This window comes from Bradyrhizobium cenepequi, from assembly GCF_020329485.1.
GTDB lineage: Bacteria > Pseudomonadota > Alphaproteobacteria > Rhizobiales > Xanthobacteraceae > Bradyrhizobium > Bradyrhizobium cenepequi.
In genome coordinates, this window is record NZ_JAGKJI010000025.1 from 55,676 (window position 1) to 77,395 (window position 21,720).

23 protein-coding genes are annotated in these 21,720 nt (G+C 62.8%); 9 read left to right on the forward strand and 14 right to left on the reverse strand.

Going from position 1 to position 21,720, the window contains the following annotated elements:
* The first annotated feature begins 6 nt into the window (after positions 1–6).
* Complete coding sequence (gene purL / locus J6497_RS24515) at positions 7–2,214, forward strand: phosphoribosylformylglycinamidine synthase subunit PurL (RefSeq protein ID WP_225706849.1); 2,208 nt, start codon at positions 7–9, stop codon at positions 2,212–2,214.
* Positions 2,215–2,307: 93 nt separating this feature from the next.
* Here purL and J6497_RS24520 read toward each other — a convergent pair whose 3' ends face one another.
* Positions 2,308–3,492 (reverse strand): acyltransferase family protein, encoded by a 1,185-nt coding sequence (locus J6497_RS24520; protein WP_225706850.1) that lies wholly within the window; start codon positions 3,490–3,492, stop codon positions 2,308–2,310.
* Between the two features lie 172 nt (positions 3,493–3,664).
* Here J6497_RS24520 and J6497_RS24525 point away from each other — a divergent pair, with 172 nt between their 5' ends.
* Positions 3,665–4,042: a hypothetical protein gene (locus tag J6497_RS24525; RefSeq protein WP_225706851.1), complete on the forward strand. Its 378-nt coding sequence runs from the start codon at positions 3,665–3,667 to the stop codon at positions 4,040–4,042.
* A gap of 107 nt (positions 4,043–4,149) precedes the next feature.
* The gene (locus J6497_RS24530) at positions 4,150–4,323 is read left to right on the forward strand and encodes a DUF1328 domain-containing protein (RefSeq protein WP_225706852.1); all 174 of its coding nucleotides are present in this window, start codon (positions 4,150–4,152) and stop codon (positions 4,321–4,323) included.
* Between the two features lie 148 nt (positions 4,324–4,471).
* Here the strand turns inward: J6497_RS24530 and J6497_RS24535 are convergent, their stop codons facing one another.
* Positions 4,472–4,831, reverse strand: coding sequence for a DUF427 domain-containing protein (locus tag J6497_RS24535; RefSeq protein ID WP_225706853.1), 360 nt, complete (start codon positions 4,829–4,831; stop codon positions 4,472–4,474).
* 173 nt (positions 4,832–5,004) lie between these two features.
* On the opposite strand from J6497_RS24535, the gene J6497_RS24540 reads away from it, so the two are divergent.
* Together J6497_RS24540 and J6497_RS24545 are read left to right on the forward strand one after the other, a co-directional pair.
* Positions 5,005–5,250: a BolA family protein gene (locus J6497_RS24540; RefSeq protein WP_225706854.1), complete on the forward strand. Its 246-nt coding sequence runs from the start codon at positions 5,005–5,007 to the stop codon at positions 5,248–5,250.
* A gap of 119 nt (positions 5,251–5,369) precedes the next feature.
* Positions 5,370–6,572, forward strand: coding sequence for a low temperature requirement protein A (locus J6497_RS24545; protein ID WP_225706855.1), 1,203 nt, complete (start codon positions 5,370–5,372; stop codon positions 6,570–6,572).
* On the opposite strand, the gene egtD is transcribed toward J6497_RS24545, so the two are convergent.
* Together egtD and egtB are read right to left on the reverse strand one after the other, a co-directional pair.
* Positions 6,548–7,519: an L-histidine N(alpha)-methyltransferase gene (gene egtD / locus J6497_RS24550; protein WP_225706856.1), complete on the reverse strand. Its 972-nt coding sequence runs from the start codon at positions 7,517–7,519 to the stop codon at positions 6,548–6,550. The genes J6497_RS24545 and egtD overlap by 25 nt on opposite strands.
* Before the next feature lie 109 nt (positions 7,520–7,628).
* Positions 7,629–8,882 (reverse strand): ergothioneine biosynthesis protein EgtB, encoded by a 1,254-nt coding sequence (gene egtB, locus J6497_RS24555; RefSeq protein ID WP_225706857.1) that lies wholly within the window; start codon positions 8,880–8,882, stop codon positions 7,629–7,631.
* Between the two features lie 301 nt (positions 8,883–9,183).
* Here egtB and grxD point away from each other — a divergent pair, with 301 nt between their 5' ends.
* Genes grxD through J6497_RS24575 form a run of 4 tightly spaced genes read left to right on the forward strand, consistent with a single transcriptional unit; the run spans position 9,184 to position 12,663 of the window.
* Positions 9,184–9,516, forward strand: coding sequence for a Grx4 family monothiol glutaredoxin (grxD, locus tag J6497_RS24560; protein ID WP_225706858.1), 333 nt, complete (start codon positions 9,184–9,186; stop codon positions 9,514–9,516).
* 5 nt (positions 9,517–9,521) lie between these two features.
* Positions 9,522–10,067 carry an O-acetyl-ADP-ribose deacetylase gene (locus J6497_RS24565; RefSeq protein ID WP_376708266.1) on the forward strand — a complete coding sequence of 182 codons (546 nt, stop codon included), beginning with the start codon at positions 9,522–9,524 and terminating at the stop codon, positions 10,065–10,067.
* Between the two features lie 42 nt (positions 10,068–10,109).
* A complete protein-coding gene (locus J6497_RS24570) occupies positions 10,110–11,393 on the forward strand; it encodes a serine hydrolase domain-containing protein (protein WP_225706859.1) in 1,284 nt (427 codons plus the stop codon).
* Positions 11,374–12,663, forward strand: a complete 1,290-nt coding sequence (locus J6497_RS24575) for a serine hydrolase domain-containing protein (RefSeq protein WP_225706860.1) — start codon at positions 11,374–11,376, stop codon at positions 12,661–12,663. Before J6497_RS24570 ends, J6497_RS24575 begins: the two co-directional genes overlap by 20 nt.
* A gap of 2 nt (positions 12,664–12,665) precedes the next feature.
* Here the strand turns inward: J6497_RS24575 and J6497_RS24580 are convergent, their stop codons facing one another.
* From J6497_RS24580 to J6497_RS24625, 10 genes are all read right to left on the reverse strand, one after another.
* Positions 12,666–13,733: a threonine aldolase family protein gene (locus J6497_RS24580; protein WP_225706861.1), complete on the reverse strand. Its 1,068-nt coding sequence runs from the start codon at positions 13,731–13,733 to the stop codon at positions 12,666–12,668.
* Between the two features lie 59 nt (positions 13,734–13,792).
* Entirely contained in the window at positions 13,793–14,089 is a 297-nt protein-coding gene (locus J6497_RS24585; protein ID WP_225706862.1) for a type II toxin-antitoxin system RelE/ParE family toxin, read from the reverse strand.
* Positions 14,068–14,295 carry a hypothetical protein gene (locus tag J6497_RS24590; RefSeq protein WP_225706863.1) on the reverse strand — a complete coding sequence of 76 codons (228 nt, stop codon included), beginning with the start codon at positions 14,293–14,295 and terminating at the stop codon, positions 14,068–14,070. The genes J6497_RS24585 and J6497_RS24590 overlap by 22 nt, the downstream gene beginning before the upstream one ends.
* An 86-nt stretch (positions 14,296–14,381) precedes the next feature.
* Positions 14,382–14,999, reverse strand: a complete 618-nt coding sequence (gene rpsD / locus J6497_RS24595; protein WP_225706864.1) for a 30S ribosomal protein S4 — start codon at positions 14,997–14,999, stop codon at positions 14,382–14,384.
* A 277-nt stretch (positions 15,000–15,276) separates the two neighbouring features.
* Entirely contained in the window at positions 15,277–16,050 is a 774-nt protein-coding gene (locus tag J6497_RS24600; RefSeq protein WP_225706865.1) for an acyltransferase, read from the reverse strand.
* A 261-nt stretch (positions 16,051–16,311) separates the two neighbouring features.
* A complete protein-coding gene (locus J6497_RS24605) occupies positions 16,312–17,088 on the reverse strand; it encodes an HpcH/HpaI aldolase family protein (RefSeq protein ID WP_225706866.1) in 777 nt (258 codons plus the stop codon).
* A gap of 65 nt (positions 17,089–17,153) precedes the next feature.
* Entirely contained in the window at positions 17,154–17,939 is a 786-nt protein-coding gene (murI, locus tag J6497_RS24610; protein WP_225706867.1) for a glutamate racemase, read from the reverse strand.
* Between the two features lie 96 nt (positions 17,940–18,035).
* Positions 18,036–19,343: an adenylosuccinate lyase gene (purB, locus tag J6497_RS24615; RefSeq protein WP_225706868.1), complete on the reverse strand. Its 1,308-nt coding sequence runs from the start codon at positions 19,341–19,343 to the stop codon at positions 18,036–18,038.
* 158 nt (positions 19,344–19,501) lie between these two features.
* The gene (locus J6497_RS24620; protein ID WP_225706869.1) at positions 19,502–20,155 is read right to left on the reverse strand and encodes a response regulator; all 654 of its coding nucleotides are present in this window, start codon (positions 20,153–20,155) and stop codon (positions 19,502–19,504) included.
* The gene (locus J6497_RS24625) at positions 20,155–21,525 is read right to left on the reverse strand and encodes a sensor histidine kinase (RefSeq protein ID WP_225706870.1); all 1,371 of its coding nucleotides are present in this window, start codon (positions 21,523–21,525) and stop codon (positions 20,155–20,157) included. Before J6497_RS24625 ends, J6497_RS24620 begins: the two co-directional genes overlap by 1 nt.
* Positions 21,526–21,720: the final 195 nt, after the last annotated feature.

Genomic DNA, 21,720 nt, shown 5'->3' on the forward strand with positions numbered 1-21,720 from the left:
AGACCCATGAACGAGCCCCAGATCACCCCCGAACTCGTCGCCGCCCACGGGCTCAAGCCGGACGAGTATGAGCGCATCCTGAAACTGATCGGGCGGGTGCCGACTTTCACCGAGCTCGGGATCTTCTCGGCGATGTGGAATGAGCATTGCTCGTACAAGTCCTCGCGCATCCATCTGCGCGGGCTGCCTACCAAAGCGCCCTGGGTGATCCAGGGGCCGGGCGAGAATGCCGGCGTGATCGACATCGGCGACGGCCAGGCCGTGGTCTTCAAGATGGAGAGCCACAATCATCCGAGCTATATCGAACCCTACCAGGGCGCGACCACTGGCGTCGGCGGCATTTTACGCGATGTGTTCACGATGGGGGCGCGCCCCATTGCCTGCCTCAATGCGCTGAGCTTCGGCACCCCGGAGCATCCGAAGACCCGGCATCTCGTCTCCGGCGTGGTCGCCGGCATCGGCGGCTACGGCAATTCCTTCGGCGTGCCAACGGTCGGCGGGCAGGTCCGCTTCCACACCCGCTATGACGGCAACATCCTGGTCAATGCGATGGCGGTGGGTCTCGCCGATGCCGACAAGATCTTCTACGCGGCGGCCTCCGGCGTGAACATGCCGATCGTCTATCTGGGCTCAAAGACCGGCCGCGACGGCATCCACGGCGCCTCCATGGCCTCGGCCGAGTTCGACGACAACTCGGAGGAGAAGCGGCCGACGGTGCAGGTCGGCGATCCCTTCGCGGAGAAGCTCCTGCTCGAGGCCTGCCTCGAGATCATGGAAAAGGGCTGCGTGATCGCGATCCAGGACATGGGCGCGGCGGGGCTCACCTGTTCGGCGGTCGAGATGGGCGCTAAGGGCGATCTCGGCGTCGACCTCGACCTCAACGCAGTGCCGACCCGCGAGACCGGCATGAGCGCCTACGAGATGATGCTCTCGGAAAGCCAGGAGCGCATGCTCATGGTGCTCAAGCCGGAGAAGGAGAAAGAAGCCGAGGCGATCTTCCGCAAATGGGGCCTCGATTTTGCGGTGGTCGGCTATACGACGCCGACCAAGCGCTTCGTGGTCAAGCATGGCGACGATGTCATGGCCGATCTGCCAATCAAGGAGCTCGGCGACGAGGCACCGGTCTACGATCGTCCGCACACTGCTTCCGTCGCACAGCCGGTGATCCATGCGCGGGACGTCGAGGCGCCGCTCGGCATTCCCCAGGCGTTGGAGAAACTGATCGGCACGCCCGATCTCTGCTCGAAGCGCTGGGTCTGGGAGCAATACGATCACGTCATCCTGGGCAACACCGTGCAGCGTCCCGGCGGCGATGCGGCCGTGGTCCGCGTGGAGGATGGGCCGAAGGGGCTTGCGATGACGGTCGATGTGACGCCGCGCTATTGCGAGGCCGATCCTTATCAAGGCGGCAAGCAGGCGGTGGCGGAGGCCTGGCGCAACATCACCGCGGTCGGCGGCAAGCCGCTCGCGATCACCGACAACCTCAATTTCGGCAATCCTGAACGGCCCGAGATCATGGGCCAGTTCGTCGGCTGCCTGAAGGGCATTTCCGAAGCCTGCCGCATGCTGGATTTCCCGGTCGTCTCCGGCAACGTCTCGCTCTACAACGAGACCAACGGCCGCGCCATTCTGCCGACGCCCTCGATCGGCGGCGTTGGCGTGCTCGACGATTTCACCAAGTCGGCGACGCTCGCGTTCAAGGCGGAAGGCGAGGCGATCCTCTTGATCGGCGAGACCCATGGCTGGCTCGGCCAGTCCGTCTATCTGCGCGAGGTCTGCGGTCGTGAGGAAGGCGCACCGCCGCCGGTCGATCTCGCTGCCGAGAAGCGCAACGGCGATGTCGTGCGCGGCATGATCCATGCTGGCACTGCGACCGCGGCGCATGATCTTTCCGACGGCGGGCTGTTGATCGCGCTCGCCGAGATGGCGATCGCAAGCGGCATCGGCGCGCAGCTATTGGCGGCGCCAGCGGCGCTGGTGCCGCACGCCTACTGGTTCGGCGAGGATCAGGCGCGCTACATCGTCACGGTGCCCGAAGCCGACGCAGGCCGCGTACTCGCCAAGATGCGGGGTTGCGGCATGCCCTGCGCCCGCATCGGCACCACCGGTGGTGACGCGATCGCGATCACGGGCGAAACGCCGGTGGCGATCACGACACTGAACGAAGCCTTCGAACGCTGGTTGCCGGCCTATATGAGTGGCAAGGCGGCTTAAGTTTGCTCTCGTAGCCCCGGGTGAAGCGCAGCGTAGCCCGGGGCTACGATTGAGATTTCCCGGATTGCGCTTCGCCCCATCCGGGCTACGGCTTCAAAGCACGTGGTTCGCGCCTGGAATCCTCCGCAAGCCCGCCGTCGCCGCCCAGCTCAGCAGCACGGTCAGCACAAACGCGATGGCCGCCTTCACGATTGCCGGCCAATCGAAATCGAACATGCAATATTGCAGCCAGAGCACGATCGGATAGTGCACCAGGAACATGCCATAGGCATCAGGCTGCATCGGATCGAGTACGCTCCAGCCGGATTGTTTGAATCTCAGGAAATAGGCCAGGATCACAAACATGATGGCGACGCTGAAAGAGGCGAAGAAGAGACCATAGGTCGCCTCATACCAGGTCGGCAGCCACACCGGATTCCCGAGGATTCCGCGCTTGACGTAGATCAGCACCCACATCAGGCAATACGGAACGAGCGCCGCGACCGCCCAGCCCCAGCTGCTTTTCGCCAGCCGGCCGTCGGCAGCCAACAGGCCGCGATCCAAATACATGGCGCCGATGCCTGCGCCAAAGAAGAAGTAGGTCGCATAGAGCAGCACGCGACCGTGCTGGACCGAGAACGGTCCGAATTCGAACCAACTCCCGGCGCCAAAGTGAACGCGCCCGGGGATATAGAGCGTTGCGGTGACTGCAAGCATGATCGCGAAGAACAGCACTGGCTGTTCATGACCGCGGAGTGACAGGCGGTTGATCGGGTCGATGAGTTTGGGCGACAGCAGATAGGCCACGCTCGCGACGACGTCGAAGGCGAGCAAGACCCAGAGAAACCAGGTCGGGCCGCTCGGCCATGGCCCCACGGTGATTGTTTTCCACCAGAACTCGGAAAAGCTCAGATCCGGAGTTTGGCGCAGCGCGAAGGCGTAGTAGGCCAGCGGGATGATCGTTAACGCGCCGATCACGAAGGGCAGGCCAAGCCGGACCAGGCGATCGAGCAAATATTGCACTGGCCCTTTCCGAGCCAGTCCCGGCCACACGAACAGACCCGACAGGAAGAAGAACATCGCCATGAAGAAACTGTCGGTGGCGAGCACGACCATGTCGAAACCGATCCACGATTTCGGATCGGTATGTCCGAAATAGGTGTAGGGAATCACGGCGTGGTGCAGCAGCACGACCAGCGTCAGGAAGGTGCGGGCGCGGTCGAGCGCGGCGTTGCGCGCCTTTGCCTTCGGTGCCGCGTGTGCTTCCGCGGCCGTCATGGTGTGAGAGATCGAGCTCATATGCGCCGTTCTGCGAGATGATCCCGGTGATGTTGCAACCGGGAACCGGATTGGGCAAGGCCCTAATCGTCCTATTGCGAAAACGTCGATGTGATTTCGCGGTCGCAAGGAGCGACGGAACGACGCGATTCACCAGACGTTGGTGCGGCCGCATGCAACATGGAGAGTTATCATGCGACACAAATTACATCTATCGGCCGTCATCGCGCTGTCATTGATGACGGTGTCATCAGCCGCCTTCGCGCAAGCTCCAGGTGGCAGCACCGGAAGCGGGACAGCGCAGAGCGGTACATCGTCCGGCGTTGGCAGCGCGCCACCGGCGGCGCCGACCAATCCGGGGTCGGCCGGCATCGCGCCAGCACCGGGCGGGCAATCGAGCTCCACCACTGGAATGGGCACCGGCGGAACGTCCACCACGCCCAATCCATCCCTCAACCGGCCAGGCACGTCCAACACATCGCCAGGCGCGACCGGGACCGCCTTGTCGCCGAACGGCATGCCAGACGACGATGCCATTCCGTCCGGTTCTTCAGGACGTATTGAACGGTAGAGGAAGCTTGCAAGGTGAGGCGGGCGGCGATCAATTCACCGCCTGCTGCTTTGGAACTCGCGTCATCTCCTGCCGTTTCCCCCGCGAAGTAGCTGGAGAAGAGGGCGATGACGTTACTTAAATGGGCGCTGATCTTTCTTGTTGTGTCGATTATAGCCGGCTTGCTCGGCTTCACCGGCATATCGGCGGCTTCTGCCGATATCGCGCGGATATTGTTCTATATCTTCGTCGTGATCTTCCTGGTGCTCCTGATACTCGGGCTCACGATATTCAGGGCCTAGAAGCCTTCAGGGTGTAGGAGCAAAGCTCGCCGGTAGCTTCCTCGTCATGCCCGGGCTTGTCCCGGGCATCCGCGTCTCAGTACCAGGCGAGCAATTGCGTGGATGGCCGGGTCGAGCCCGGCCATCACGAGGACGCGGTCCGCCGCCCTTATGCCACTTCCTCGATCGTGACTTTGTCCGGATAGAACGCGAGGTGTCCCGCGATCTCCGTCATGGCCGGGAAGGGCGTCTCATAGGTCCAGATCGAATTTTCCAGCGTCTTGCCGTTGGCCTTGATGCTGAAATAATTCGCGTCGCCCTTGTAGGGACAATGCGTGGTCCGCTCGGTCCGGGACAGCAGGGCCATGTTGGTGTCCTCCCGCGGGATGTACTGCACGGCGGGATAGCTCGCCTCCTTCAGGGTCAGCGCATGGGTGGAGTCGGCGATGACGACATCCCCCGCCCTAACGCGGACGCGCTTGGGGTTGGGTGCGATCGTGATCGGATGGTCGGGTCCTGGGAGTTTCATGGTTCTGCGCCTTTTTTGGTCAGTTCGTTGTGACCGATTGATGCAGCTAAAACGATTGGAAGCGGAATATAGTGCCTGATAGGATGACCTAGAAGAGCGCAAGCGCTAGGTTTTGTTCCCCCGCGGCCGCTCGTGCTGACTGCGATTTGAAAGTCGAATGGAGGTGTACTGGGATGCCGATGGACGCCCGCGATATCGAATCCATGATCAAGGCAGCCATTCCCGATGCCGTGGTGACGATCCGCGACCTGGCCGGCGATGGCGACCATTACGCGGCGACGGTGGTCTCGGAATCCTTCCGCGGCAAGTCCCGTGTCCAGCAGCATCAGATCGTCTACCAGTCGCTCAAGGGGCAGATGGGCGGCGTGTTGCATGCACTGGCGCTGCAGACCGGGGTGCCTGGCGGACCCGAGGCCTGATCATCTCAGATCATGATCCGATTAGACGGAATCGGATCATGATCTCATCTCTTTGTTTGAGCATGATCTTTCCGGAAAACCGGTTTCCACTTTTCCGGATCATGCTCTAGGGGGTGCCGATGGCTGCGGACAATCGACGCGGCGCGATGTTTCGCGTCGTCACGCCGAACCAGCATAGCCGCGTCACTTATGCCGAACTGTTCTTCGACCTGGTCTTCGTGTTCGCGGTCACGCAGATCTCGCACACGCTGCTTCATCATTTCACGCCGATCGGCGCGGTCGAGGTCACGCTGCTGTTCCTCGCGGTGTGGTGGGTCTGGGTCTTCACTGCCTGGGTGACCAATTGGCTCAATCCGGAGCTGACGCCGGTACGTATCCTGCTGTTCCTGATGATGCTCGGCGGCCTTGTGCTGTCGACCTCGATCCCGAAGGCCTTTGAGGACCGCGGCCTGTGGTTCGCGATTACCTATGCGGTGATGCAGGTCGGACGCACCGCGTTCTGGCTGTTCTCGACGCCACATCATTGGACCGCGGTGCGCCACAACGCCATCCGCATCCTGGCCTGGCTCTCCACGTCCGCCGTGTTCTGGATCCTCGGCGGTCTTGCCGAAGGCGAGTCCAGGCTATGGCTGTGGATCATTGCGCTCGCGATCGAATATGTCTCGCCAGCGGCGCGGTTCTGGGTCCCGAGGTTGGGGCTGTCATCGCTCGAGGCATGGGCGGTCGAAGGCGGCCATATGGCCGAGCGCTGCGCCCTCTTCATCATCATTGCGCTTGGCGAGGCGGTTGTCGTGAATGGCGCGACCTTTGCCGAGCTGAGCTGGACGACCGAGAACATCCTCGCTTTCGTGTCCTCGCTGGTCGGCAGCATCGCGATGTGGTGGATCTATTTCTACAAGGGCGCCGAGGCCGGCTCCGAACTGATCTCGAAATCGGTCGAATCAGGGAAACTGGCGCGCCTTGCCTACACCTATCTGCACATGCCGGTCGTCGCCGGCATCATCCTGACGGCGGTGTCCGATGAACTGGTGCTGAAGCATCCCGGCGGCCACTCCGATCTCAAGACGATCTTGAGCGCGATCGGTGGCCCGCTTCTGTTCCTGGTCGGGACGATCCTGTTCAAGCTCTCGATCCGGGGTTTTCTGCAGCTGTCCCACATCGCGGGCATCGTCGCGCTGCTCATGCTGGGCTGGTTCGCAAGCGAGCTGTCCCCGCTATGGCTCTCGATCCTCACGACCGCGATCCTTGTCGTGGTCGCAGCATGGGAATCCGTGTCGCTGGGCTCCGCTTCGGAATCTCATTCCGAAGCCAACATTGCGTGAACCGAAAACATCTTTGCCGCGTCGGTCCAGGACTCCCGCACCGTCCAACCCGAATTTCGGGCCAATTCCGTGAACCGCTCCAGCGAATATTTGTAGCTGTTCTCGGTGTGAATGCTCTCGCCGGGACGGAACGAAAAGGTGTTGCCGAGGATCCGCACGCTCTGCGCCTTGCGGCTGATCAGGTGCATCTCGATCCGGTGACGGTCGCGGTTGTAGATCGAGCGATGGGAGAAGGCGGGAAGATCGAAATTGCCGCCGAGCTCGCGGTTGATGCGCACCAGCACATTGAGGTTGAAGCGCGCGGTGACGCCGGCCGAATCGTTATAGGCGTGGTACAGCACGCGCTCGTCCTTCTCGAGATCGACGCCGATGATCATCTGCGCGCCAGAGCCCAGGATTTTACGCGCGGTGCGCAGGAAATCGGCGGCCTCCTGCGGTTCGAAATTGCCGATCGTCGATCCCGGGAAGAAGCCCACTTTCGGCATCTCGGCGATCTCTACCGGCAGCGCGAATGGCGCGGTGAAATCCGCTGCGACCGGATAGACGCGCAGGCCGGGGAAGTCCTTGCGCAGGCCTTCCGCTTGCGCGTTCAGGAAATCTCCGGAGATGTCGACGGGCACGTAGGCGCCGAATTTGCAGCGCTCGAGCAACAGCCGCACCTTGGTGGTCGCACCTGCGCCGAATTCGACCAGCGCCGCGCCCGCAGGGATGATCGCGGCGATCTCGGCCCCGCGATCGCGCAAGATGCCAAGCTCGGTGCGGGTCGGATAATATTCCGGCTGCACTGTGATTTGCTCGAACAGCTCCGAGCCAGTCGCATCATAAAAATATTTGGGCGACAGGCGCTTGGGATGTTGCGCGAGATGTCCGATCACGTCGCCAGCAAAGGCTGCGGTCTGCTCGTCGAAGGCATAGGCCTTGGCCAAAGCGCGGGCATGCACATTCATGATACTCTCCTGGACGCGCCTTCCCGCGCGCTATGACTTTTGGTTGTTTTTGCGCATGATCGTTTCGGAAAACCGGTATCCACTTTTCCGGATCATGCTTGAGAACCGATCAGGCGTAATCGGCGAGCCGTAATCCCGTAAACTGCCAGCGATGGTGTGGATAAAAGAAGTTGCGATAGGTGATACGGCTGTGAGCGCTCGGAGTTGCGAGCGAGGAGCCGCGCAGCACCAATTGATTGACCATGAACTTGCCGTTGTACTCGCCGAGTGCGCCTTCGATCGCGCGGTAGCCCGGATAGGGTGAATAGGAGGAGCGGGTCCACTGCCAGACGATGCCGAAGGCATCGTTGAGCTGACCGGCGCGCGCGGCGACCTCCCATTCCATCTCGGTCGGCAGGTGTTTTCCGGCCCAGCGGGCGAAGGCATCGGCCTCGTAATAGCTGACATGGCAGACCGGGGCTGCCGGGTCGATCGGCTGTAGGCCGCCCAGGGTCATGATCTGCCATTGGCCATCGACCTTGCGCCAATGGCCGGGCGCTTCCCAGCCTTCCTTTTCGACGGCCGCAAAACCGTCCATCAGCCACAACGTCGCCGCCCGATAGCCGTCGTCCTGGATGAAGGCGAGCCACTCCGCGTTGGTCACAAGATTTCGCGCCAGCTTGACCGGGCCGACCAGGGCCCGATGCGCCGGCTTTTCATTGTCGAAATGAAAGCTGTCGTCTGGATGACCGATGGTGTGGATGCCCTCGTTCAGCGTGATCCACTCCTCGCCGCTGCGTTGCGAGGCCGGGAAGCGCCACGCCGGATCGTAAGCCGGCGGGATCGGGTTCTGCGCGAAAGCGTGCAGGATGTCGGTCCACATCAGTTCCTGATGCTGCTGCTCGTGATTGAGTCCGACCTCGACCAGCGGGACCAGCTCTTCCAGCTTCTCCTCGCCCGCGGTCTTGAAAAATTTCACCACGGCATCATCGACGTGGCGGCGATAGGCGGTGACCTCGTCGGCGCTTGGCCGGGTCAAATGGCCGCGCTGGGCGCGGGCATGGCGAGGGCCGGCGCTGACATAATAGGAATTGAAGAGATAGGCGTAGTCGGGATGGAAGGGCTTGTAGCCGTTCTGGTGCTCGCCGAGCAGAAACTGCTCGAAGAACCAGGTGGTATGGGCACGGTGCCACTTCGCCGGGCTCGCGTCCGGCATGGACTGGATCAGCTGGTCCTCCGCCGACAGAGGGGCAGCCCGGCGTTCGGTTTCATCCCGCACCGCAAGAAAGGATTCCACCAGGCCCTGCGACAGGGGACCGGAATCAGAAGCGCGTGATGGGGAGGGGGGTGCGAGGGCGGCGGCAGCCGATGCTGGTTTCGTCACGGGTGTCTCCGAATGCAGGAGAGAACGTTGCTCTGTCAAACTGGTTCCCGACGGGCAGTCCGTCCTAGATAGGGGTTCCAGTCCGGGAAAAAACCTCCCGTGGCCATGATATTAGCGTCGTCAGACTATGGGCCCGGAGCATGACGGCGGCCTAAAAAGGGCCGCATGCATGCCAGCTCACCGCCATTTTGCTTTGGATGCACAACGGTTTGGGCTACATATATAGTGAGACGCGGGGTAAGCGGGTCGAGCTGGCCCACCAGCAATGCCGCAAGGGGCGGAGCCCCAAAGGGAAACGAAAATGAGCATCGAACAATTCATCGACAACGAAGTGAAGTCGAACGACGTCGTGCTGTTCATGAAGGGCACGCCGCAATTTCCGCAGTGCGGTTTCTCGGGTCAGGTCGTCCAGATCCTCGACCACATCGGCGTCGGCTATAAGGGCTTGAACGTGCTGGAGTCCGCCGAGCTGCGCAATGGCGTCAAGGTGTATTCGAACTGGCCGACCATTCCCCAGCTCTATGTGAAGGGCGAGTTCGTCGGCGGCTGCGACATCATTCGCGAGATGTTCCAGGCCGGCGAGCTGCAGCAGCTTTTCACCGACAAGGGCGTTCCGGTCGGCGCAGCCGCCTGAGCCTGATGGCGCGCCAGCTCGGCAATGCGCGCCTCGAAGTCATCGTTGCCGACATCACGACCTTACGCGTTGACGCCATCGTCAACGCGGCCAATTCGTCCCTCCTGGGTGGAGGCGGTGTCGATGGTGCGATCCATCGCGCCGCCGGGTCCGAATTGCTCGCCGAGTGCCGCACGTTGCAGGGGTGTGCTACCGGCGGTGCCAAGATCATCCGCGGCTATCGACTTCCTGCCCGGCGCGTGATCCACGCCGTCGGACCGGTCTGGCACGGCGGCGGTCGAGGCGAGGATGGATTGCTCGCCTCCTGCTATCGCCGCGCGCTCGAGCTCTGTCAGACGAACGGGCTTGTTTCGCTGGCATTTCCCGCGATTTCGACCGGTGTCTATCGCTTCCCAACCGATCGTGCCGCCGGGATTTCGGTCCGGACGGTTGCGGAGGGACTTAGCCACGCGCCGATTGTCAGCCAAGTGATCTTCTGCTGCTTCTCCGACGCCAGCGCGCGATTGCATGAGCAGGCTTTGGCCGGCCTCGGCGGCCCTTGTGTTGATTGATGCGCGGCCGCTACACTCCTGCCCGAATTCGGGAGGGGTCCAATGAATTCGGTAAAATTGCTGCGCGTGCTGGCGACAGGCGCGTTGATGCTTTTTGCATTGCCGGCCGCTGGTGCGGAAGGAACGTTCGATATTCCGGCAGGCGCGCATTTCAACCAGGACAAGCTTGCGAAGATCGGGACGTTCTTCAACAACGAAGTGGCGACCGGAAAAATCCCGGGCGCAATTGTCCTGATCCAGCAGCGTGGCAAGAAGGTCTATCACCAGGCATTCGGCGTGCAGGACGTGGTGAGCAAGGCGCCGATCACCGACAAGACCATCTTCCGCCTGTTTTCGATGACGAAGGCGATCACCGCTGTCGTGTCGATGCAACTGCTTCAGGAGGGCAAGTTCAAGCTGGATGATCCGGTCGCGAAATATATCCCGTCCTTCGCCAATGTGAAGGTCGGCGTCGAAAAGAAGAACGAAGACGGCAGCAAGACGCTCGAACTGGTGCCGCCGGACCGGCCGATGACCGTGCTTGATCTGATGCGCCACACCTCCGGCATCACCTATGGCTTCTATGGCGACAGCCTGGTCCGCAAAGCCTATGCATCCGCAAATCTTTATGCCGGCAATTTCAATCTCGCCGAATTTGCCGAGCGGATCGCCAGGCTGCCGCTGCACAATCAGCCGGGCGTGCTCTGGCAATATGGCCACTCCACCGACGTGCTCGCGCGCATCATGGAGATCGTGTCCGGCAAGCCGCTGCTCGCGATCGAGCGGGAGAAGCTGCTTGATCCGCTTGGCATGAACGACACCCGCTTCCTCGTCACCGATCCGGAAAAGCAGAAGCTTCTGGCGCTGCCGATGCCGAACGACAGCAATTTCCGGGTTGGCCGCGAGAATGACCCGACAGTCGTGAAGAAAATGGAGTTTGCCAGCGGCGGCATGGTTTCAACTATGGCCGACTTCTCGCGCTTTGCGCAGATGCTGCTCAATGGCGGCACGTTCGAGGGCAGGACCTATCTGAACCCCGAGACATTCAAGCTGATGACCACCGATCAGGTCGGCCCCGACTCGGGAGTCGGACGAGATTATTTCTATTTTCCCGGCGATGGCTTCGGCTTTGGGCTCGGCCTTGCGGTTCGGACCGATCCCGGCCACGCAAAGCCGCCGCCGCCCGGCTCGCTCGGCGAGCTGAAATGGGACGGTGCCAGCGGTTGTTATTTCGTGATCGACCGCAAACAGGACATGTTTTTCGTGCTCCTGGAGCAAACGCCGACCGAGCGGCAACGCATCCAACGGACGCTGAAGCAGTTGATCTATGAAGCGATGGAGAACTGAAGTTTTATCGCGCCGTCTCGTTCTCGCGGCGGCGCTCGCGCTTCTGGTCGCCGTGGGATGTGGCGTCCGTGCGGAAGCTCCGGCCACCGCCGCGCACCGCTTTTCCGCCGCGGGACTGGCCCGGGTCAGCGACTACATTAGGAATGAGATCGCGACCGGCAAGATTCCCGGCGCGATCCTCTTGATCCAGCAGCACGGCAAGCCGGTCTATTACGAGAATTTCGGTGTCCGCGACGTCGCCACTCGGCTTTCAATGAGTGCGGATACCATCTTCCGCCTCTATTCGATGTCGAAGCCGATCACCTCGGTGGCCGCGATGATGCTGGTGGAGGACGGCAAGCTCGCGCTCGACGACCCCGTGTCAAAATACATCCCGGCATTCGCGGATGTGAAGGTCGGTGTCGACCAGCGGGCGGAGGACGGCAGTGTGACGCTCGCGTTGCGGCCGGTCAAGCGCCCGATCACGATCGAGGATCTGCTGCGCCATACTTCCGGTTTGACATATGGCTTCTCCGGCGACAGCACGGTGCGAAAGCTCTACGCGGAAGCGAACCTTTTCAACGGCGACTGGACCAACGCCGAGTTCGCCGAGCGGATCGCAAAATTGCCGCTCTCCGAGCAGCCCGGCACCCTCTGGGATTACGGGCATTCTACCGACGTACTCGGCCGCGTGATCGAGGTTATCTCGGGAAGGACGCTGTACCAGTTCGAAAAGGAGCGGCTGCTCGACCCGCTCGGCATGAACGAGACCGCCTTCTACGTCGCCGATCCCGCCAAGCGGCCGCGGATCGCCGAACCGATGCCGGACGATCGCGCGCTCGGCCCGGCCACGATGGTCAGCGATCCCATGCAGCCGCGCAAATGGGAGTCGGGCGGCGCCGGCATGGTCGGCACTATCGGCGACTATGCTCGTTTCGCGCAGATGCTCTTGAATGGCGGCACTTTCGAGGGGCGGCGCTACCTCAAGCCGGAGACCATCGCGCTGATGACCAGGGATCATATCGGCCCGGAGACCAAGATCGCGCGCGATGACCGCTATTACCCCGGCGCGAACAGCGGCTTCGGTCTCGGCTTCGCCGTGCGCACCTCGGTGCCGCCGAACACCTCATGGCCGCTTGGGGAATATCGCTGGGACGGCGTCGCCGGCACCTTCTTCTTCATCGATCCCGAAGACGATATGTTCGCGATTCTGATGGTGCAGACGCCCTCGCAACGCGGGCGAATTCAGCTGCAGTTGAAGACGCGGATCTATCAAGCGATGGGGCGGTGAGCTTACGCTCCGCGCGCGATCTCCCGTACCAGCCCGACCATTTCCTCGATCATGTCGGCGGTCACATCGAGATGCGTGCAGGCCCTGATCCGTCCGTCCATGATCGCGAGCAGCACGCCGCGCTTGGCTAATTCGGCGACCATCTTCTCGCCAGAGACGCCGGCGCCGTCGGGCTTGAAGAAGACGAGATTGGTTTCGGGCTGTTGCACCGCGATGCCGTCGATCTGCGACAGCCCGCGCGCCAGCGCCCTTGCATTGGCGTGATCGTCGGCGAGGCGATCGACGTGATGGTCGAGCGCATAGATGCAGGCGGCGGCACAGATGCCGGCCTGGCGCATGGAGCCGCCGAGGCGCTGCTTCCAGCGCCAGACCTCGTCGATGAAATCGCGAGAGCCCGCGATGACGCCGCCGATCGGCGCGCCGAGCCCCTTCGAGAAATCGATCCAGGCCGAATCCCAGCCCGCGGCCATGTCGCGCGCGGAAATGCCGGTCGCGACGCAGGCGTTGAGCAGCCGCGCGCCGTCCATATGGGTGGCGAGCCCATGGGCTTTCGCGATGCTGACGATCTCGTCGAGCGCGGCCTTCTTCCAGATCGTGCCGCCGCCGATATTGGCGGTCTGCTCGACGCTGACCAGCACCTGCGGCGGCTGGTAGCGCGAACGCGGGTGCAGCGCCGCGCGCAACGTCTCCGGCGCGAACTGGCCGTCCTCGCCCGGCAGCGGCATGATCTGGAAGCCGCCGAGCGCGGCATGCGCGCCGCCTTCGCGGGCGATGATATGGGCCGTCGCCTGCGCCAGGATCTCATCGCCGGGGCGGCAATAAGCCAGCGTCGCGGCGACGTTGCACATGGTGCCCGAGGGCATGAACACCGCGGCTTGCTTGCCGAGCAGGTCGGCAACGCGCTCGCAGAGCAAGTTGACCGTCGGATCATCGCCGATCTGCTCGTCGCCAACTTCCGCCCGTGCCATCGCCTCTCGCATCGCTGGCGTCGGACGTGTCTGGGTGTCGGACAGCAGGTTGATGCGAACGGGCGGAGCTCTTGGATCGCGCGGGGCAGGGGTGTAGGACATGGCTCTCCTCATTGCTCCGGGACGTCGTCGTGCCGGCGAGATGCGGCGCAAATCATTTGTCAGCCGATCGGTCGCCGGGCTGCGTGACGAAATCGCATAATGATAATTTCGGTCGCGGTCACGCGATAATCAATCAGGTAAGGATGTGGGTTCACTGGAAGACGACGAACGTTAGGACGGCTTGTTGCACGGCCTGCGCAGGGGTGCTCTAGCAACAGTGCTACGAGCGCTGCGATCCGGTCCCGAACATGAACCGCGCCCTGAGGCGATTGTGCTTCAATGTAGGTGAGGACTTGATCGATCTGCCTAAGCGCACGACGCGTATAGCGGATATTCACACTCCGTGCTTCGCCCACATCGCCCGGACTTCTTCGGCGGAGGCGAGATCGCCGCGCGCGATCTCGGCATCAGCTTCCGCCAGATCGGCTTCTTCCTCCGGTGTCAATTGAAGAGGCGGCTGATCGATGCCCGCGAGCTGCAGCATGACGCGCGCGAGTTCGTCCTGCTCTGCATCGGGCAGGTTGGCAACGGTACTAAACGCTTCTTCGAGTAACCGAGTCATAATCGGAACTATAACACCAATTTGGTGCCTAAACAAAAAGGCCCCGGCGAAACCGGGGCCCTCGATACCTCGAACATTCCGTCCGATCAGCGCGAATAGAATTCGACGATCAGATGCGGCTCCATCTGCACCGGGAACGGCACGTCGGACAGGCCGGGAATGCGGGTGAACTTCGCGGTCATCTTGTTGTGATCGACCTCGAGGAAGTCGGGTACGTCGCGCTCGGCAAGCTGGATGGCTTCCAGAACAGGGATGAGCTGCTTCGAGGATTCCTTGACCTCGATGACGTCGCCGACCTTCAGCTTATAGCTGCTGATGTTCACCTTGCGGCCGTTCACCTTGATGTGGCCGTGGTTGATGAACTGGCGTGCCGCGAACATCGTGGACACGAACTTGGCGCGATACACCACCGTGTCGAGACGGCGCTCGAGCAGGCCGATCAGGTTCTCACCGGTGTCGCCCTTCAGGCGGCCGGCGTCGACATAGATGCCGTGGAACTGGCGCTCGGAAATGTTGGCGTAGTAGCCCTTGAGCTTCTGCTTGGCGCGAAGCTGCACGCCGAAGTCGGAGAGCTTGCCCTTGCGGCGCTGGCCGTGCTGGCCTGGGCCATATTCGCGGCGGTTCACGGGGCTCTTCGGGCGGCCCCAGATATTCTGGCCCATGCGGCGATCGATCTTGTATTTCGCCTCACTGCGCTTTGTCATCGCGTCCTCTTTCAGGTCAAAGTTGGGTTTTGAGGAGACGCGCCCTCCTGTGCAGCCTGCCATCCGGCCGGTGCCGACAGGTCCGCCTCGAAAGCTCGGGGACAGACCACGGGTCGCGAAACGCATCGCGGGCCGAAACCGGCCCGCGAGCAGGGGGCTTTTAGGGGAAAGATGGTCGTCTTGTCAACGAAAGACGTGGCTTTTCAGAGCGTTTTCGAGCGAAGTGAACACCGGTTCGTGTGAAGAAAGCGCGTTAGAACAAGAAGCTCCAGCGCCGTCAGGTCGCGATCGCCCGGACGGCTCTCCCGGCCTGCTGCCGATCGGCTTGCAATTCCGCTGCGATTTCGGTGTTCAGCACCTGTTCCAGCCGGCACAGCGTCCGGGCGATGAGGGCGGCGTCGGTAATCCGGTGGTCCCAGCGCAGCACCACGCTGATGGTGTCGTTGGCCTCGACGCCATAGCTGACGATGAATGGCCCGGGGGTAACGGCGTGGAGTTCCCCGGGACCGACGGCGGCCACTGACGTTACGGAAAAACTGCCGAAATAATTGGCGCGCTGGCGTCCGGAATTCAGCCCGATCCACCAGAGCAAGCGGCGCAGCGGCAGTGGCAGCCGGGTCGCCCGCAGAGCCTTTCTGAACGCCGCCACTTCCTCGACCGGGGCTTGCTTGGCGTGGTGGATCAACGCATCGATCTCGGCGAGCGGCTTGATCTCGGGGGTACTGATCTTTTGTGGCAGCACACAATCTTCACCCTCCACGACGCGCGCGATCGCGACCGTGGCGGCGCTGCGCGGTAGCTCATAGAAGCCGGGCGATGGCCATTTGACGTAGAGCGTCCGCAGCACCGGCTCGTCTTTCGCCACCAGTGCAAATGCTTTCACGAAAATCGCCGCCCAGCCGGGCGGACGGGCAGCCGCTGCGCGGGCTTCCATCAGGTCCCGGACGTTCAGCACGCGTACGAGCGACACGAAGGGGACGTCCAGCGACGCACGCATGAGGTCGGCGATGAAACAGCGCGGGATTGAAATTTTTCGGGCCGTTCCGCGCATCACTCCGCCGGATGTTCCTGCATTCAACAAAAGGCTGATAAGTCGGAGTATCCGCTCACCGGCCCTGAACCGAGCATGAACCAGCGGCCTTGCAGCCGGCAGGTTCTAGCGCCTGATCCCGAAAGATCACGCGAAAACAAGGAACTAAAGCGAAATGACGATCCAGGGCGCCAAGATGGGTGTGGCGTACCGCCGCATCGCCGGCTGGCACTTCGGCGGTCGCGGTGACCTGGCAGCCGGCTCTTGGCGGGAGAAGCAACCCTAGCGCCTGATGCCTACAAGAGCCGCGGCAATGCCGCGCTGGAGCAGCGACCAGTCGAAGCCGAGTGCGAGCGCCACATAGCCGCGCTCGATCATCGCGTTGGCCTGCTCGGCGGACCGCGCCACCCCACCGATCGGCACGCCGCTTTTGAGGATGCCTTCCTCGGCGCGCTGCATCAGCGCCACCACTTCGGGGTCATCGGGGAGGCCGCGCTTGTTGATGGAGGTGGCGAGATCGCCAGGCCCGATCACGGCGATGTCGATGCCAGGGGTGGCCATGATCTCGTCGATCCGTTCGACCGCTTCGACATGCTCGATCGTGATCATGCAGATCATGTCGTCATCGGCGGTCGCCATGTAGTCCGCCATCGGGACGCCCCAGCGGAACGGGGCGTGGAACGGTCCCCATAGCCGGTCGCCTCTGGGCGGATAGCGCACGCTGCGCGCGGCCTTCTCGGCCTCGGCGCGGCTGCAGATCATCGGGAAATTGATGCCGAGCGCGCCGACATCCATCGGTGCCTTGGCGAGCCAGGGCTCGTTGGCGGCAATCCGCGCCATCGGCACGCATGATGTGCCGGAGGTTGCCACGATCATCGCATGCGCGGTGCCGAGGTCGATCGGGCCGTGCTCGAGGTCGACAATGATCCAGTCGAGCGACTGCGCCATGATCTGCACGGTCTGGATGCTCGGGATGGTGGCGATCGCCCCGAAGGTCGGGCGCCGCTCTCGCCATTGCTGTCGCAGCCGGTTGAGGGGCGTTGGCGTCGTGGAGGTCAATGCAGAACCCCATTGAACTTGCGCGTGTTCGCCAAACCTATCAGCGCCGTATGGCGGCGGAAAGCTCAGGCCGGGACCCGGCCGCCGAAAAACGGCATCAGCGCCCGGCTCAGCGTGTGCGGGCGGTTGGACGTAAAGAACATTTCGGCGCCGGCCTCGTCTCTGCTATCGCCGGGCGGGCCAAGCAAATCGGAAACGCGTCGCGCGATGGCGGGCGCCGGATCGATCCAGTCGACCGGCCATAGTGCGAGCTTCACCAGGCGATCCAGCAGCAAGGGATAATGCGTGCAGGCGAGCACCACGGTGTCCGTACGTGCGGCGCCGTCGACAAAGCAGGGTGCCAGCTCAGCGGCGATGTCGACATCGCGGACCTCCTGGCCGCTCAGTGCTGCCTCCGCCAGCGAAGCGAGCTCGCTCGAGCCAACCAGGGTTACCTCGCAGCCCTGCCCGAAATCGTGGATCAGCTTTCGCGTATATTCGCGCTTGACGGTGCCCTTGGTGCCCAGCACGGACACGCGCTTGGTCTTCGAGCTGGCGCAGGCCGGCTTGATCGCCGGCACGGTTCCGACGAAGGGCAGGTCATAGGCGTCACGCAGGTGCGACATGACGAGCGTCGAGGCGGTGTTGCAGGCGATCACGACCAAATCGGGCGCGTGGCTCCTGATCAATTCGCCGATCAGCGGCACCACGCGCGCGATGATCTCTTCCTCGCTATGGTGGCCATAGGGAAAGAATGCGTCATCAGCAACATAGACGTAATGCGCGTCGGGCCGGGTGCGAACGATCTCGCGCAACACCGTCAGCCCGCCGAGGCCGGAATCGAATACCAGAATGGTTGGGGGCGCCGCCACGATTCAACCTTATCCCATTCCAGCGTTACGATTCAGTTGATTTGAGGGCGGCGCCGGCCATGTGGCCGTGAGCGGGAAGAGGTAAGGTAAACGCGTTCAGGCCTCCCCGAACACGCGCCTGAAGATCGTGTCGACGTGCTTAAGGTGATAGCCGAGGTCGAACTGTTCCTCGATCTCAGGGGCGGTCAGATATTTCTTCACGTCGGGATCTTTCTTGAGCAGCGTCAGGAAATCGCCTTCGCCGCGCCAGACCGGCATGGCGTTGCGCTGCACGAATTTGTAGGCGTCCTCGCGGCTTGCGCCCTTTTGGGTCAGCGCGATCAGGACCCGTTGCGAATGCACGAGACCGCCCAGGCGATCGAGGTTCTTCTGCATATTCTGCGGATAGACCAGGAGCTTCTCGATCAGGCCCGCGAGGCGGACCAGCGCGAAGTCGAGCGTCACGGTGGCGTCCGGGCCCATCATGCGCTCGGCGGAGGAATGCGAAATGTCGCGCTCGTGCCAGAGTACGACATTCTCCAGTGCGGGCACTGCGTAGGCCCGCACCATCCGCGACAGGCCGGAGAGGTTCTCCGACAGCACCGGGTTGCGCTTGTGCGGCATCGCCGACGAACCCTTTTGTCCTTCCGAGAAGAACTCTTCGGCTTCCAGCACCTCGGAGCGCTGCAGGTGGCGGATTTCGACCGCAAGGCGCTCGATGGAGGAGGCGATCACGGCCAGCGTCGCGAAATACATCGCATGGCGGTCGCGCGGGATCACTTGGGTCGAGATCGGCTCCGGCTCGAGCCCCATGGCTTTGGCGACATGCTCTTCCACCCGCGGGTCGATCTGCGCAAAGGTGCCGACCGCACCCGAGATCGCACAGGTCGCGACTTCCTTGCGGGCGGCGGCGAGCCGCGCCCGGGCACGGGAGAATTCCGCATAGGCGTAGGCGAGCTTGAGGCCGAAGGTCACGGGCTCCGCATGGATGCCGTGGGAGCGGCCGATGGTCGGCGTCATCTTGTGCTCGAAGGCGCGCTTCTTGAGTGCCACCAGCACCTTGTCGATGTCGGCAAGCAGGAGGTCCGCGGCGCGGGTGAGCTGCACGTTGAGGCAGGTATCGAGCACGTCGGAGGAGGTCATGCCCTGGTGCACGAAGCGCGCCTCGGGGCCGACGATCTCGGCAAGATGGGTCAGGAAGGCGATGACGTCGTGCTTGGTCTCCCGCTCGATCTCGTCGATCCGTGCGACGTCGAAGGTCGCGCCCTTGCCCTTGGCCCAGATCGTCTTGGCCGCCTCCTTGGGGATAACGCCGAGTTCCGCCAGCGCATCGGCCGCGTGCGCCTCGATCTCGAACCAGATCTTGAAACGGGTCTGCGGCTCCCAGATCGCGGCCATCTCCGGGCGGGTGTAGCGGGGGATCATCGAAAACTCCGGAAAGTGCAGGGCGGGGTCGCCAAGCGACTCCCAGCCGGTTTGTTTTTACGCCGCGCTTTAGCAAATCGGCCCCACGGAGGCCACCCATACGGGACTTCGCGCAGGTGAAAAATGGAGGCTTTTGGGTCTGCGGCCAGGTTCGAAGGTTAGAGGCTGGTCAATCCGCATTCGACGGCAAGGCGGACAAGCTGCGCATCAGTCCGCATACCGGTCTTGGTCTTAATGAGGTAGTGATAGTTCTGAACCGTCTTCATGCTGAGATTGAGGTTGGCGGCGATCTCCTCCGTGGTCGAGCCGGCAGCCAATTGCCGCAGGATCTCGATCTCCCGTTCTCCCAATTGGTCAAGGACTGATCCCGACGGGGTCAGGCTTTCCATCGCCAGGGCGTGGGCGACGTCGTCGCTCATCGCATGTTCGCCACGCACAACGGAACGGATCGCCTCGATCAGCACGGTCGGTTCATTGCTCTTGGTGACATAGCCGCTCGCACCGGCGCCGAAGGCGGCCTTCACCAGTGCCGCCTCGCTATGCATGCTGAAGACGAGAACGCGCGCGGACGAACTGCGCTGCCGGATGTTTCGGATGGCTTCAAGCCCGCTCGCGCCCGGCATCGAGATGTCCATCACCACAACATCGGGGGTGTGCGTCTTGAATGCGCGATAGGCGTCCGCTGCGTTATCGGCCTCTGCGACCACCCGGAAGTCGCCTTGATGCTCCAGGACGCGCCGGTAGCCTTGCCGGACCACGGGATGATCGTCGACAAGCAGGATGGAGATGCCGCTGGTCTTCGACGCCGGCATCAGGCGGCAAGCGGAATCGTGGCGGCAACGCTCAGACCGCGTCTTGCGCGCGCGATCGATAGCGAGCCGCCGAGAGCCGTCACTCGCTCGCGTATTCCGGTCAAGCCGAAGCCGGCAGACTGTGCCACTATGGCGGCATCACCGCCGCCATCGTCCTCGACGCGGATCAGCAGCGCATTTTCCACGCCCGTCCGCCGTTCGATCCGGAGCACGATCTCGCGCGCCGCGCCGTGGCGCAACGAGTTGGTCAGGCATTCCTGGGCCACACGGTAGGCGGTCGCGGCGACGGCGCCTCGCACGTCGGCAAAATCGCCTTTGAGGTCGAGCTGGATCATCGGCTGCGTCGCGTTCTGCGATCGCCAGCTGTCAACCAGGTTGATAAGGCTCGCCTCCAGCCCGAGTTCCTCGGCGGGCGGGTGACGCAAGCGGTTCAGGGTGCCGCGCACGCACGCCATGATGTGCAGCGTGGCTTGCGAGATCATCCGCGCATCCTGCGCGACGTCGCCTCGGTTCGGCTCACGTGCGCTGGCGGCTTCGATCGTGTTGGCGAAGGCCAGGATCGCCGACAGGTTCTGTCCGAACTCATCGTGTAGTTCGCGCGCCAGTGCCCGCCGCTCGTCACTACGGATTTCAAGCAGCCGGCGGGTCAGGACGGCCCGTTCTTCCGTGGCCTGTGTGAGGCGATCGCCGAGCTCGCAAACGGCTTGCCCGATCATGGCAAGTTCCATCGATCGGAAGCGCGGAAGCGATGTTCGATATTGGCCGTGCGCCATGCGCTGCAGTGCGGCAACGATCGACTGCGCGGGGGCCAGTGCATGTGCGATCGCGAGCGAGGCAAGCAAGGCGATGGCCACCGCCATCAGCAGCGCGACGTGGACGTTATCGAGGATGTGCTGCCAGGCTAGCGATATCGCGGCGTCGGGATCAGCGATGGCCGACACTGTCCCTGCGGTGACCGAACGCGCGCTTATCGGCCGGGCGACCGCGGCGTGGCCGCCAAGGAATGTCTCTACAGCTGCCGCGAACCAATACGGTGGAGATGCGCCGATCCCCTTGCTTTGGCCGCACAGCGGATTTTCGAATTCGCCCTTCGGCTCGAACTGGACGCAGACGCCCGGTGAAATCAGGCTCATCGTCTGGATGGTGCGCCATTCCGGTACGGGCAAAAGGTGTTCGCGATTCCTGTTGCCGCGCAGCAGCAATTCCCGCCAGTAGAGCGCTTCAAGCGCTTGCGAGACCCGTTCGGCGGATGCGGCCGTGGCGCGGTCGACGCTGTGATAGGCATCGATCGTCGCCCAAACGGTCGCGCCTCCCAGACACAAGATGACGATGACGAGCAGACGGGCGACGAGCTGGAGCACGAGGCGCATGCGATCACTCCGCGGCTTCTAGATAAGCGTAACAGCACCGCTATTTCCTGCCAAATGCAAGATGGCGGGTGAGGCGCAGCTCGGGAAATTTTCCCAACCAACCGCAGGCATATGTCTTTGGACGCAACCTGCCGCCTCGGATTAACAAAGCCGGGAAGCGTTTGCGGGCTGTCTCTCTCGGCCGCCCCCAGGGAG

What these genes read in the sequence shown, in the direction of transcription:
- J6497_RS24545 (WP_225706855.1), top strand. Translation starts at nt 5,370, where the DNA reads ATGGCTGCGGACAATCGACGCGGCGCGATGTTTCGCGTCGTCACGCCG.
- J6497_RS24625 (WP_225706870.1), bottom strand. Translation starts at nt 21,525, where the DNA reads ATGCGCCTCGTGCTCCAGCTCGTCGCCCGTCTGCTCGTCATCGTCATC.
- J6497_RS24620 (WP_225706869.1), bottom strand. Translation starts at nt 20,155, where the DNA reads ATGCCGGCGTCGAAGACCAGCGGCATCTCCATCCTGCTTGTCGACGAT.
- J6497_RS24530 (WP_225706852.1), top strand. Translation starts at nt 4,150, where the DNA reads ATGACGTTACTTAAATGGGCGCTGATCTTTCTTGTTGTGTCGATTATA.
- J6497_RS24565 (WP_376708266.1), top strand. Translation starts at nt 9,522, where the DNA reads ATGGCGCGCCAGCTCGGCAATGCGCGCCTCGAAGTCATCGTTGCCGAC.
- J6497_RS24520 (WP_225706850.1), bottom strand. Translation starts at nt 3,492, where the DNA reads ATGAGCTCGATCTCTCACACCATGACGGCCGCGGAAGCACACGCGGCA.
- J6497_RS24570 (WP_225706859.1), top strand. Translation starts at nt 10,110, where the DNA reads ATGAATTCGGTAAAATTGCTGCGCGTGCTGGCGACAGGCGCGTTGATG.
- J6497_RS24580 (WP_225706861.1), bottom strand. Translation starts at nt 13,733, where the DNA reads ATGTCCTACACCCCTGCCCCGCGCGATCCAAGAGCTCCGCCCGTTCGC.
- J6497_RS24600 (WP_225706865.1), bottom strand. Translation starts at nt 16,050, where the DNA reads ATGCGCGGAACGGCCCGAAAAATTTCAATCCCGCGCTGTTTCATCGCC.
- grxD (WP_225706858.1), top strand. Translation starts at nt 9,184, where the DNA reads ATGAGCATCGAACAATTCATCGACAACGAAGTGAAGTCGAACGACGTC.
- rpsD (WP_225706864.1), bottom strand. Translation starts at nt 14,999, where the DNA reads ATGACAAAGCGCAGTGAGGCGAAATACAAGATCGATCGCCGCATGGGC.
- purL (WP_225706849.1), top strand. Translation starts at nt 7, where the DNA reads ATGAACGAGCCCCAGATCACCCCCGAACTCGTCGCCGCCCACGGGCTC.
- purB (WP_225706868.1), bottom strand. Translation starts at nt 19,343, where the DNA reads ATGATCCCCCGCTACACCCGCCCGGAGATGGCCGCGATCTGGGAGCCG.
- egtD (WP_225706856.1), bottom strand. Translation starts at nt 7,519, where the DNA reads ATGAATGTGCATGCCCGCGCTTTGGCCAAGGCCTATGCCTTCGACGAG.
- J6497_RS24535 (WP_225706853.1), bottom strand. Translation starts at nt 4,831, where the DNA reads ATGAAACTCCCAGGACCCGACCATCCGATCACGATCGCACCCAACCCC.
- J6497_RS24540 (WP_225706854.1), top strand. Translation starts at nt 5,005, where the DNA reads ATGCCGATGGACGCCCGCGATATCGAATCCATGATCAAGGCAGCCATT.
- J6497_RS24525 (WP_225706851.1), top strand. Translation starts at nt 3,665, where the DNA reads ATGCGACACAAATTACATCTATCGGCCGTCATCGCGCTGTCATTGATG.
- J6497_RS24575 (WP_225706860.1), top strand. Translation starts at nt 11,374, where the DNA reads ATGAAGCGATGGAGAACTGAAGTTTTATCGCGCCGTCTCGTTCTCGCG.
- J6497_RS24590 (WP_225706863.1), bottom strand. Translation starts at nt 14,295, where the DNA reads ATGACTCGGTTACTCGAAGAAGCGTTTAGTACCGTTGCCAACCTGCCC.